This is a genomic window from Burkholderia sp. b14 (assembly GCF_900156195.1).
In the GTDB taxonomy this organism is placed as follows: domain Bacteria; phylum Pseudomonadota; class Gammaproteobacteria; order Burkholderiales; family Burkholderiaceae; genus Mycetohabitans.
This window is the reverse complement of record NZ_FTPJ01000003.1, coordinates 627,200-640,050: the sequence shown is the minus strand read 5'-3', so window position 1 is coordinate 640,050 and position 12,851 is coordinate 627,200. Positions and strand designations below refer to the sequence as shown.

General features: G+C 55.1%; 5 protein-coding genes. 3 read left to right on the top strand and 2 right to left on the bottom strand.

Going from position 1 to position 12,851, the window contains the following annotated elements; all coding sequences use genetic code 11:
• Positions 1 to 56: 56 nt before the first annotated feature.
• A protein-coding gene (locus B0B13_RS07320; RefSeq protein ID WP_370643208.1) for an IS3 family transposase occupies positions 57 to 1,186 on the bottom strand; the annotation gives its coding sequence in 2 pieces (ribosomal slippage) (positions 57 to 925 and positions 925 to 1,186; 1,131 coding nt in all).
• 163 nt (positions 1,187 to 1,349) lie between these two features.
• On the opposite strand from B0B13_RS07320, the gene B0B13_RS07310 reads away from it, so the two are divergent.
• A complete protein-coding gene (locus B0B13_RS07310) occupies positions 1,350 to 1,619 on the top strand; it encodes a dioxygenase family protein (protein WP_076795391.1) in 270 nt (89 codons plus the stop codon).
• Between the two features lie 295 nt (positions 1,620 to 1,914).
• Positions 1,915 to 2,781: a class I SAM-dependent methyltransferase gene (locus tag B0B13_RS07305; RefSeq protein WP_076795389.1), complete on the top strand. Its 867-nt coding sequence runs from the start codon at positions 1,915 to 1,917 to the stop codon at positions 2,779 to 2,781.
• Between the two features lie 200 nt (positions 2,782 to 2,981).
• Here B0B13_RS07305 and fabD read toward each other — a convergent pair whose 3' ends face one another.
• A complete protein-coding gene (fabD, locus tag B0B13_RS07300) occupies positions 2,982 to 4,979 on the bottom strand; it encodes an ACP S-malonyltransferase (RefSeq protein WP_076795386.1) in 1,998 nt (665 codons plus the stop codon).
• 722 nt (positions 4,980 to 5,701) lie between these two features.
• On the opposite strand from fabD, the gene B0B13_RS07295 reads away from it, so the two are divergent.
• Entirely contained in the window at positions 5,702 to 12,784 is a 7,083-nt protein-coding gene (locus B0B13_RS07295) for a beta-ketoacyl synthase N-terminal-like domain-containing protein (RefSeq protein WP_237573873.1), read from the top strand.
• Positions 12,785 to 12,851 lie beyond the last annotated feature (67 nt).

The window sequence follows — 12,851 nt, the reverse complement described above, 5'->3', positions numbered from 1 at the left end:
CGTTTCAATCTTGGAGTGACCTGCCTGTTGATCCGCTTGGGTTTTCTAGACCAGATCTAGAGCGAGTTTTCCGGCGTTTCGGGTCCAGCCGGACCCGGCAAAAGCGCCAGCTGACGGGCAAATTCAGCTGGCGCCAACTCTTTGAGAGCAGAGTGAGGACGGCTCTCGTTGTAATCCCGGCGCCACGCCTGGACGATCGCTTTTGCTTCGCTCAACGTCTCGAACCAATGTAAGTTCAAGCACTCGTCACGGAATGATCCATTAAACGTCTCGATGTGGCAATTGTCCGTCGGCTTACCCGGCCGGCTAAAGTGCACTTTTGCGCGATGATGATATGCCCACATATCAAGCAGACGTGCGGAAAATTCGCTGCCATTGTCCACGAACAGGTGCCGTGGAGCGCCGCGTCTGGCTGCGATTCGATTCAGTGCTGACACTACGTGTTCGCCTTTTAATCGTTGTCCGACTTCGATGGCCAGTGCTTCCTTCGTGAAGACATCCACGATCGTCAAGGTTCGGAATTTTGAACCATCAGCCAGCTGGTCGGCCACGAAATCCATACTCCAGGCGTCGTTCGGTTTGGCCGGCATGATCTTGGCCACCCGTGTCACCACCATCTTTCGTCGCTTCGGCAGCTTCGAGCGCAGCTGCAACTGTTCTTCGCAATACAGCCGGTACGCCTGATTCTTGCCCAACTGCCAGCCTTCGCGGCGCAATAGCACGTGGACACGCCGATAGCCGTAGCGCACGCGTGTGTAGGCAATCTCGCGCATGCGCGCGCGAAGCTCAACACGAGGGTCCTTGACGCTGCGGTAGTATTGAACGCTGCGCGGTTGCTTTACGAGCCGGCAGGCCCGCCTCATCGTCAATCCGTAGTGGCTTACCACGTAATCCACTACGGTTCTCCTCAGCGCGGGCCGGGCCACTTTTTTGAGGTAACATCTTGTAAGATAGCCTTGTCCAGGCTCCGTTCAGCAACGAGCTTCTTGAGCCGTGCATTCTCATCCTGCAATTGCTTGAGCTCACGCACTTGGTCCGACTGCATCCCAGCGTATTGCTTCTTCCACCGATAGAACGTCTGCTCGCAAATGCCGATCTGGCGGATCAAGTCCGCCACCGGCATCCCCAGTTCCGCTTGCTTGAGCACAGCCACAATTTGTTCGATCGAAAAACGCTTGCGTTTCATGACAAACCACCTCCTGGTTCAGGGTCAAGTTTGCGCAAAACTCGCTTCCGAGTCGGTCCAGAATTCCTAAAGCAGATCACGAGCCAAGTGACCCGCATCGTGATGCACGGACGCGTCGTCGTTGACGGTCGGCAGGTGCCCAATGTGGTCTTAAAAATATGGTATGCCAATCATTGGTGCAACAGCTCATCATTCGACAAATTGCAATCGGTACCCAACTCGGCGGCGTTCGATCGTAACCGGTGCCAATGGCCGCTACAGCTTCCGTAGTGTCGTGCTGAAAAGATACGTTGTGCCGCCGGGCAGCCTGATCGAAAACCGGCTGGGACAGCTCGGCAGGCATGGATGCGATATCGCGCATATCCACTTCTTTGTTTCGGCCTTTGGCATGCGCAAGCTGATGATGCAAACCAACGCCGTATCTTTGAAATGATTTTGCGTTAGCGCCGCATAGAACATGCGAGCACGCTGTAAGTGAGTTGGGCCGTCCACAACAAATCGGCCACACTCACATAGGCGGTCGGCTTGGGCGAGATCGGACTGCTGGGCAAGTTCGGCACAGAGCAGGCGGGCTATTGAGCGCCTATGCAAACGTCTGCAGTCCAAGCGCGCCACACACGCTTGTTGCCGTGAGCAACTGGCTGCGCAAGCCAAATAATCTAGCTGGAACGTTTTTGCTCATTGGGTTATGATAAGAATTCAATAGTTATGTCAAAAACGAGGTAAAAATGGAAGCTTCATTAGAAAAAGACGTATCGCCGATCAGCCAATGGTATGACATGATGACTCGGATGTTTCCCGATGACCGCCTAACTTTTCTGAACTACGGTTATCTGGACGATCGCAGCAACTTTGACTGGATCAAAGAGGAGGACCTTGAGCAGAAATGTTCGGTTAACTTAATCCGAACCATTTTAGGCGATGCTGATTTGCGTGGTAAAAAGGTCCTTGAAGTGGGTTCTGGGAGAGGAGGAAATTGTTCTTATCTTGCCAGATATGCTGGCGCCGCATCAGTAACCGGGCTGGACTTCTGCCCAGCGCATATTGAGTTTTGCAATCAGGTGCATCGTCTAGACGGGTTGTCTTTTATTGGCGGTGATGCGACGAACTTACCCTTTGCCGATGAAGAATTCGACGTGGTAGTCAACATCGAGTCGTCTCACTGTTATCCAGACATGAATAGGTTTGGTGAAGAAGTGCGACGGGTGCTGAAAAAAGAAGGCTTGTTTTTTTATGCCGATACCATGAAGGGCGACAATCATGATGTGTTGTCCGAGCAGGATAAAATCGGCGTTGATTTTTTCAATAACGTGTTGGGGCAGCATCAGGCAATGATTGCCAACGCCCAATTCGTTGTAGAGGACCATATTGATATTTCTAAAGGAGTGGCTAGGGCTTTTGAAAGCGAGCAAGGTCACCTAAAGCATGTGCTCAAGGCATTGGTGAGTGAAAAGAAGCAGCAGCATGGTCTTCTACCGCCCGATGTGTATCATGCATTCGACACTATGTTTCACTTCTTTGACGATAGTGGCCTGAAGGCTTATAAAAATGGTCACCTAGCGTACAAATTTTGGCGTCTTAAAAAAGCTGCTTAATGTTTTAAGTCTGAGCTTAGACAATTCTTATGGCATTGGGTGTGCGCTGGCCCTGTAAATTTCAGCCCACATGATTCACCATGCTTGTGATGGCGCGGTTCAAATAATTGCGCAGCGCCATTATTGTTTTCCTCACTGTAAAAAGACAACCGTAGGCACACGCCGCGATTAAAGCGGCGTGTGCAACCAGCGGCTTTGTTTTAGACAGTAGTCTCCGCGGCTCGGATACTGTTGATTAATTTAGTCAACACATTCCCTGGCCCGAGTTCTTCGAACTCGCACTCCCCTTGGCGAATCAAATACTGAACGGTATCAACCCACCGCACGGATCCGCAGATCTGTCGGGTGAGGTTGTCAATCAGTTCATTATCTCGGTAGGGAGCAGCATGAATATTGGATATCACGGGTATTTGCAGCGGAGAATAGCTAAACTGCTTCAGATATTTGCTAAACTCCTCCATCGCGCCTTGCATATAACGGGAATGAAACGGAGCGCTGACTGACAACGGAATAACTGTAATTTTCAACGCCTGGAAGATCTCTTTGGCTTGGCTAAGGGCTTCAACGGGGCCGGCAAGGACAACTTGGGTCGGCGAGTTGTAGTTGGCCACATCCAGAGCATTCAAACCATGCTGAGATAGTAGCGAATTGATTTCTGTTGGAGAGGGACCGATGACCGCGGCCATGCTCCCGCCGGTGGCGCGCGCCATCAATTCGCCACGTTTCTTGACCAGTTTCAGGCCAGTTTCGAACGAGAAGGCCCCAGCGGCAAATAATGCGCAGTACTCGCCTAAGCTATGGCCGGCAAGGTAATCTGGTTGACGAGGATGTTGTTGCTGCTTGCTTAGGAACGCTAGGGCGCTGACAGTGTAAAGCGCTGGCTGCGTATATTGAGTATGGGACAGCTGGCGATCTGGGTCTTCCAAACAAAGTGTTCTTAGCGAATAGCCAAGGATTTCATCGGCCTGGGCAACGTGATCGGGAAACTGCTCGAACAGTTCCGCTCCCATGCCGACGCGTTGCGATCCCTGGCCAGGAAAGACGTAGACGCGCTTCGGGCTAGTCGCTGGCCGCGTCGACGGCTGCTGTGCCACGTGGGCTGGTTGCTGAACTTGCTGCGACGCAGGCCGCGCAAATGGCTGCATTTGTTGGGGCGTTTGTGGTGATGGTGCAGTCGCACTTGCTGGTAGCGGTTGTAGCGTGCGCCCGAGCGCCAGCGTTTCATCAAACTTTTCAAGGTCACGGCCGAACGGGCTGAGCACAGCAAAAGTCTGTGGCGCCTGACGGTCACGGATATTTTGTTTGATTAGATTGGCTAGCGTGCCACTGGGGCCGAGATCCAAGTAGATCATTGACTCACCGCGCTCGGCGGCTTCTCGCTCGATCCGCGCCAGTGTTTGAGAAAAGTGAATCGGTTCTCGGATGGTCTGCCAAAAGTGATCGGTCGTGAGTTGATCCAAGGTCTCGGTGTTGTGGCAGGAGATCACCGGGATCTGCGTGCGCCGTAAGCGCAGTTCACTGGCTAGCGCATCGACCTCCGGTTTAAGGAAATCGATATGGCGGGAATGGAAAGCCTGTTTGACTGGCAGGCGTTGGAACACGATATCTTGACTGCTGAGGTAGCGTTCAGCGTCTGCAATCCGCGCGGATTGACCGGCGATGACGATCAGCGATTTAGCGTTATAGGCTGCAATATCGCAATGATCATGAAGTAGCGGCGTTTGATGGTAGAGCGACTCATCGCAGAGAATCGCCAGCATCGCACCTTCAGTGGCCGAAGTTTGACGACGGTGAAATAGCTGGCCCTGGCGGGTCACGAAACGAATCGCGTCGGACAATGGCAGTGCATCGGCGAGGGCGGCGGCGGCCAGTTCTCCGAGACTGGTGCCCAGTAGGTAGTCAGGCTTGATCTGCTGCTCGATCAGCGTTTTGCCAAGTGCGTACTCCACCATGAAGATGGCTGGATGGCTAATGCGAAGATCATCGAACGTCTTAGAACGTGCGTTATTAGCATCGTAAATTTCGGCAATTAATGAATGCCCGAGCTCGACGCGAATGAGCGCATCAAGTTCGTTCATCCAGCGGTGGAACACCAAATTGTTTTGATAGAGCTCCCGTCCCATCTGGTAGAACTGGCAACCTTGGCCTGGAAACATAAAAACAACGGAAGTTTTCTGTCCTTCGCAGAGGTACGGCATATATTTGTCCTAGGATGTGGAGGGTGCAGAGAACGATATTCTAGCCAAAACTCATTTTGCGGTCCTGCACAATTTGCATGCCGTGTGTACATTCGTCGCTGCAAACCATTGCCGGCCTACACGTTAAGCTTTGTGTTTCGCCAGCTCGTGCTCGGCACTCACTTGACGCAACGCGCGATGTTTCCAAGAAAACGGCGGCCTTCTGCGATGCGCACGATTGTTGGCAACGCGTGTCACAGTGTCGCGCTATTGGCGTGTAAACCGTATTGGGGTATCTAAGTATACCGATGTGGTTGTCGTGGCGATACGATCGTTCATACCGCGCGACCGTAAACGATGTTATGTAAAGCGTTAGTGTGAGCGTTGCCGAATACGATGGTGCTACATACGGGAAATCGTAGTCGGCGATGAGGAGCGAGTTCGCGCACTGCTGGGAACAGGTGCTATCGCTTGACTTTGCCGACATAGTCAGTGCCGCGCATACGCAGCGCTTACGACTCGAAGTCAGGTGTGATGCGGTCTGGCTTATACACTATTTACCGTAAATGAGCAAAACTTCTATCGAAGTTCGATCAACCTTTTTCTAAACGACAATTTATTTAAGTATTGAATTATCTGGGCGTGTCAACGGCGTATCGTTGTTCTTTCAAAAAACCATTGAACCAATATGGCTTTTCGGCTATGTTTTCGCTAACAAATAAACCCTTGCTATGGAAATTTTGATGATGGTCACTTTTACCGATCATCTGTTTTTTCTTTCTATCGTTCTTAGTCTCGAAAATCGTCGGCTGATCTCCCGCCGTGGGATCGGCCAACCGTTTGAATTTGAACAATTTGTTCCGACGACGTCCGTCAATGTTGGTCCATTACGGGTTGCGTTTGATGGCCTCAAGGCGTTTGGCTGGCTGAGCCAGTCAAGCGACGACGAGTATTTTTTTCTCAATCGGGCGTATGCTGCCCAAGCCCTGCCGGACCGGATCGATGAACTTTTTGCGTGGCTAGCGCCTGAGCGTGAACCCGTCAAAGAAGATTTATCGCAGCTGTCGTGCTGGCTGTCGCTGTCGGCGTTGGACTGGAATTTGCAGTGCCCTGCACTGATTCGCAGCCTCGACGATTTGTTGGCGTTGGTGCTATTGCGTCGGATGGCATTGGGCGACGCGATTGATCACAGCACCGGACGGGTGGCACCACAGCATATTGACAGCGGCCGAATCAGCCCAAAGTTGGTGCATCAGCTGACCGATTTCATGCTCACCCGACAATGGATTCAAAGCAGCGGTGAGCAGGGGCTGACGCTCAACCCAACGCGGCGGCAGCGATTGTCTGAGTGGTTGAGTGAGCCGTTTCTTGCTTACTGCGCTAGCTTACCTTCGACTCTCGATGATGTCTTGTTTGGTAAGGGGGAGCGATGGGTGGCATCATCGCGGTGGCTAAAGGAGGCGGGTGAGCGGCAAATTTGGCGCGGCGACCTGCCAGCGCTTGAACAGCTGTTGAGCACGATCTTCGATGAGCAGCCGTTGGCTACGCAACCAGACTGGATCGTTGAATTCGGCCGCCGTTCCAATCGTTCACTGGATGACGTGTGGCAATGGATTCGCCAGCATACTGCCCGAGGCAAGGTGCTGGATAGCTTGCCACTACGGTTGCTAGTGCTGGATGACGCCGTGTGGGGCGATCTGGCTGCGCTTAGACGACGCCTTGAAGACGCTGGAGTCGGGGCGAGTGAGCGAGTGCTGTGGCTAGGTGTTGGCCAGCAAAATCTCGAAGAACCGGGGACTACGCCGGTGCCGCCATCGCAACGGGTGCCACAACGCTTTTACATTCGCGCCAACGGCTTGGCGGCGGATGGCGCCAGCGTGATGGGCAGCCTGCAAGCCCAATTTGACTGTCTGGCTGCTTTAGCGAGCAGCCATTTGGTAGTCCTTAGCGAAAGCCACTGGCGCCCTGGTGGCGCCCTGGCCGATCGCTTTGCTTACCATTACGGTGTTGAAGCGGCCCACTACTTGATGGCGTTGGCTGGTGCCGGGTTGTTTGCAAATCCAGGAATGTTGCACAAGTTGCCTCGGGATCGGGCCGATTGCGATGCGACCCTGGGTTGCTATCAGACCAGAGAATATCGTATTCGCTATGCGACCGTCGATGACCTGCCTGCACTGTTGAAGCTGGAAAAGGCTTGTTGGCCGGAAGGCGCAAGGGTTGACGAGCCGATCCTGCGTCGCCGGCTGAGTCAGTGGTCCGCTGGACAGTTAGCGCTGGAGCTCGATGGCGAGGTCGTTGGTGTGATTTATTCACAGCGGATCACGAAAATCGATGGCCTTTTCGGCGTCAATTTCGCGACCGTTGATCAGCTTTATCATACCGAAGGCAGCATAGTCCAGATCCAAAGCCTAAACATCTTGCCAGCTCATCAGTACAGCGGGTACGGCGATCAGTTGCTGGAGTTCATGCTGCAATACTGCACTGTGCTCAACGGTGTGGATACCGTGGTGGGTGTGACCCGCTGCAAGGACTATCCAAAGCATCAGCCCATTCCTTTGGGTGACTATATCCACAGTCGTGATGAGCGAGGCATCCTGCTGGATCCGGTACTGCGTTTTCACGAGCTTCACGGCGCACGGATCGAGCGGCTGGTGGCAGGTTATCGTCCGGCTGATCACGACAACTCGGGTTACGGCGTGCTGGTGCATTACGATCTGGCTAGCCGCCAGCGTCAAGCGCTACAGCTGACCACAGCGCCGGTGGCGTTGCCGACGGTATCCATCGATGACGCCGTGCGTCACGGCGTCAACCGGTGCTTGGGTCAACCGGAAGACAGTCGGCTGTCGCCGCGCCACAGCTTGATGGAGCTGGGACTCGACTCAGCTGATCTTCTCGCGCTGGGTGAACAACTGGGACCGATGTTTGGGCTCACGCTGGAGCCGACATTTTTCTTCCGCCATAACAGCATCGACAAGATAGTTGCGGCACTAAAAGAGCGTTTGGAAGGGCCGGCGCCGTCATCGAGTGGCAGCAACGTACTCCACCCCAAACCCACCAACACGTCACCGCAAAAAACGCCATCCACGTCAATCGAAGACCACGATGACTTTGCGATCATCGGCATCAGCGGTTGTTTCCCCGGCGGGGAACTGGAGGATTTTTGGGCGGCGGTACGCAGCGGCGTCAGTCAGATACGTGAGGCGCCGGCCGGGCGCGCCAATGCAGGCTCTCTAGGCGGCTATATCGACGATATTGATTGCTTTGATCACTCATTTTTTGGCGTGTCGGCGGCGGAAGCGGCGCTAATGGACCCCCAGCAGCGGCTGCTATTGCAACATGCTTGGCTGGCGCTTGAAGATGCCGGCATTCCAGCGGCGCAGCTAGCCCGTAGCGCCACCGGTGTATTTATTGCTGCCGCACCGAGTGAATATCGCGGCGTCGTTGAAATCCCCAAAGATAGCCCGTTCCTGCTGACGTCTTCGTCTGCGTGCATGTATGCGAACCGGGTTTCTTACCTCCTAGATCTATGCGGACCGAGCGAATATTGCAACACGGCCTGTTCATCGGCATTGGTGGCGTTACATCGAGCGATGCAGGCGATCAGGGCCGGCGAGTGTCGGCAAGCGTTGATTGGCGCAGTCAACCTATTGTTGTCGCCTGACGAAACGGCAGGGTATCGGTTGATGGATTTCCTCAGCGCGCATGGTCAAACGCGCTCATTCCAAGCGGGAGCCGATGGCTATGTGCGTTCTGAAGGCGTTGGCGTACTGTTGCTCAAGCCATTGGCAGACGCTGAGCGGGATGGCGATCACATTTATTTAAAGCTCAAGGGTAGCGGCGTTTGCCACGGCGGGAGAGGGGCTTCGCTGACCGCGCCCAATCAAGACAGCATGAAAGCGGCAATCGTTGCCGCCTATCGCAGAGCCAACGTGGAGCCGAACAGCGTCAGTTACGTGGAAGCGCACGGCGTCGGCTCGTTGCTCGGCGATGCAATAGAGATCGCCGCTATCCAGGCAGCCCGGGCGGAGTTGAGCGACGATGACCACGATGTTCCTTGGACAGTGAGTACTTTGAAGCCGGTGATCGGTCATTGTGAACTGGCTTTTGGCATGGCGGCGTTGTTCAAAGTGATCGATGCTGTGGCGCAGCGGCAGTTACCAGGGATTCCGGGATATACACAACTGAATCCCGCGATCACGCTGGATCCGCGCCAATTGCGGCTGCAGGCCGACAGCCACCCATGGCCAGCGCTAAAGGACGCGAACGGCGTGGCGTTGCCGCGGCGAGCGAGTATCAATAGTTACGGCTTCGGCGGCGTCAATGCCCACTTAGTCGTGGAGGAGTACATTGCACCGCAGCGTACGATACAGGATGACGTCGGGCCTCAGTTAATCCTGTTGTCGTCACGTGATGCGGCGCAGTTGGCCGAGCAGGCGGCGCGGCTAAGCCGCTATATTGCCCAACGGCCCAATCTGTGCTTGGCTGACATCGCTTATACATTGCAAGTGGGTCGCACTGCGATGGCATGCCGCTGGACGTGCGTGGTTGACAGCATTGCGTCGCTACAACAGCAGCTCGACGCACTCAATCGTGCGCCGATGAATGCAATCACGATGCTCGATGCGGACACGGTGGCGATCGGTCCGTTGCAAGCTGGAATCGGCGACGAGGTGGACCGGGCCTTGGCCCGTTGCGATTTGCAAGTGCTGGCCGGTTACTGGCGGCAAGGCGTTGAGCTAGACTGGCTCAAGTTGTCGCGTCCCGGTGAGGTGCGGCGCATCCGTCTGCCCGGCTATGTCTTTGCCAAGGTGCGTCATTGGCTGCCGCCGCGGCAGGCTGTTGCAGCTTGTCAGAAAAGCGAAGGTGTGGCGCAACCGCAAGGCTTTCGGCAAATACTGGCTGAGCTACTCGGATGCGAGCCAGCCGCGCTTGAAGGCGGTGAATCGCGTAGCCTGGCCAGCCTTGGCCTCAACTCGCTGGCCGCAGTCGGTCTTAAAGCCAAACTGGAGCAGCAATTGCAGCTATCGGTATCGTTAGCGCAATTGAGCCCCTATCTAAGCCTTGGTGAGGTGGAAACCCATCTGGCAGCACTAGCGGGACAGGGTGACAATCATCCGGTGCCTCAGTTGCAAATGGCACCCACCGATCAGTGGCAGCCTTTTGCACTCAACGATATCCAACAATCTTTTCTGTCAGGGCGCAAGCTACTGGCCGAGACTGAGCGGGTAGGCTGCCATATCTATTTGGAATTCGACTGGCCGGATCTCGAAGTCTACAGGCTTAACCAGGCTTGGAATCGCTTGATGAGCCGACATGAAATGTTGCGAGTCAAGCTGCTCGATGATGGTCGCCAGCAAATCCGCGAATCGGCTTCTTATCGCATCAAAGCACGGGATTTGCGACGAATCGACACGGCCGGCCGCGAGTTGGCGTTGGCAGCCATTCGTGCGTCGATGTCTCACAACGTCTACCTACCGGGGCAGGAGCCGCTTTTTGAGATCCGCGTTTCGCTGCTGGATCAACAGCGCAGCCGGGTACACTTGAGTATCGACGAGTTAGTGGTGGACGCCACTTCTTTGGACTTACTGTTGCAACAGTGGTTGATGCTTTATCGGGACCCCGCTGCGCAGCTGCCAGATCACGGCTTGTCGTTCCGGGACTACCAGTTGTCGCTGGAAGCTTTCAAACAGTCTCCACGCTACCAGCGTGATTTGCAATACTGGGTTGACAAGCTGGCGCAGATGCCGCCAGGCTTGTGCTTGCCCAAGGCACAGCGGCCAGCTGGCCGTCAGCGAAGACGACTGGCCTCGACGCTGGAGCCAAGCCGCTGGCTGCGATTGAAACAGCAGAGCGATGCTTTGCAAATCTCAGGTACAGCATTGCTGCTGACCTTGTTCGGCTTAACGCTTAGGCAGGCCAATGCGGGCAAAGCATTTTCGTTGATCTCCACATTCTATAACCGGTTCCCTATACATCCAGCGGTGGATTATTTGGTTGGACCGTTCATCTCGACCCATTTTTTTGCCTTTGCCGGCGCGGCGGAAGAAACCCTGGCTGAATTGGCGCAGCGGGTTCAGCGCCAATTGCTCGAGGACATTGACCATATCAGCGTTAGCGGTGTTGCCGCGTTGCGGGAAGCCCGGCGCCGCAGTGGCAAACAGCTGCATTTTAGCGGCGGCGAAGTGGTATTTACGTCGATGCTCAACAACCCAGTGATTGGAAGCGCGGACAGTTTTGGTGACGCACAGCACTACTGTGTCACGCAAACGCCGCAGATCAACCTCGATCATCAACTGCGAGAGCGTGGTGGTGCGCTGAGTTTCAGCTGGGACGTCGCCATCGACTGCTATCCGGACGGCATGATTGACCAGTTGTTTTCTGACTACTGCCATTTGCTGCACAAGTTGGCAGACGACGATGTCGACTGGCAAGCTGTAAAAACGGGTGAGTTGGTGGGGCGACTAGCGGTCGCTGAGCACCCTTTACCTGTTCCTACCACCGGGCATACGGGGCCCTTTATTTTGGCGTCGGGCGAGCCGCCGAAAACGCCGTTTGCGTTGACTGATCAACAGCAGGCGTATGCGTTTAGCCGCTCGCTTTATCCCAAGCAAAGCAGCTCGCACCTCTATATGGCAGTGGCTATAGAGGATATTGAAATCAGTCGGTTGGAGCAGGCTTGGCGGCAATTGGTAGTTCACCATCCGATGCTGCGCGCCCGGATTCTGTCCAGCGGAACCCAGCAGTTCATGGAAGCGGCGCCACCACTGCAACTCGAACTGAGCGAGCAAGGCGTTGATGTGGCTCAGATCGCCGATGAGATGCTCGGTCGGGTAACAGCGCTGGGGGATTGGCCCTACGCCGAATTGCGAGTCAGCCCGCTGGACGGGCGGTGCAGCCTGGTGCATTTATCGGTGGACCTGCTGATTGCCGACCTTCCCAGTCGGGATCTGTTGATTCGCCAGTTGCTGGACCTCTACTACGGTCGTCCGCCGGCACCGTTGTCAATTAATTTTGGTGGTTATATTAAAGCGCTTGGACAATACAGGCGTTCGCCAGCAGCGCAAAACGCCGCTGCGTATTGGCAAGAAAAATTCCGTCTGCTGCCGCAGGGGCCGGTGGTGAACGACAAGCATGCCCAGGGTCGGTATCTAGGCTACGAGCACCGCCTTGATTGCTGGCCGGCGCTACGTCACCGCATCGCGCAGGCCGGCATTTCAGCGGACGCGCTACTGATTTCTGCCTATGCATGGAGTATTGCCGAGCATAGCAGCAAGCAGGCTTTTACTTTGGTGGCGCCAGGCTGGCACAGGCCTGCGGTACACGCTGAGATCAACGCGCTGGTCGGTGACTTCACGACTTTGAGTTGGATCGACTTTAACGACGAACCGATGACTTTCATTGAGCGGGTTCGGCGTTGTGAACGGATCTTCACTGAAGATCAACGCCACGGCGCAATCAGCGGCTTGCAGGCGCTGCGTAAGGTGGCAACGGATAAGCACCGACCGCGGAAGCTGAATTTTCCGGTAGTTTTTACCCGGCTCAATCCGCAAGGGCCATTGGAGCTACCAGCCGGAACGAGGTTGGCCAAGAGCGCGAGTCGCACGCATGGGGTGGCGTTGGACAATCTCAGCATTGAGCATCAAGACGTGTTGTTGATCCACTGGGATCTCGCGGCCGACTGCTTAGCGCCAGCAAAGGTCGAGGCGATGTTTGCTGACTACTGCCGGTTACTCGCGGCGTTGGCCGATGACGATAGCCTGTGGATGGTACAGGAGCCTCAACTGGCGACAACGCTAGCTGCAGGCGAACAACCAGCCATGATTTGAATCGCACCGCCACTCTATATTTAGACACGGACTCAAGTCGCAGCGGAAGTTGCCCTAGTTTGGCTGC

What these genes read in the sequence shown, in the direction of transcription:
- B0B13_RS07310 (WP_076795391.1), top strand. Translation starts at nt 1,350, where the DNA reads ATGCCAATCATTGGTGCAACAGCTCATCATTCGACAAATTGCAATCGG.
- B0B13_RS07305 (WP_076795389.1), top strand. Translation starts at nt 1,915, where the DNA reads ATGGAAGCTTCATTAGAAAAAGACGTATCGCCGATCAGCCAATGGTAT.
- fabD (WP_076795386.1), bottom strand. Translation starts at nt 4,979, where the DNA reads ATGCCGTACCTCTGCGAAGGACAGAAAACTTCCGTTGTTTTTATGTTT.
- B0B13_RS07295 (WP_237573873.1), top strand. Translation starts at nt 5,702, where the DNA reads ATGATGGTCACTTTTACCGATCATCTGTTTTTTCTTTCTATCGTTCTT.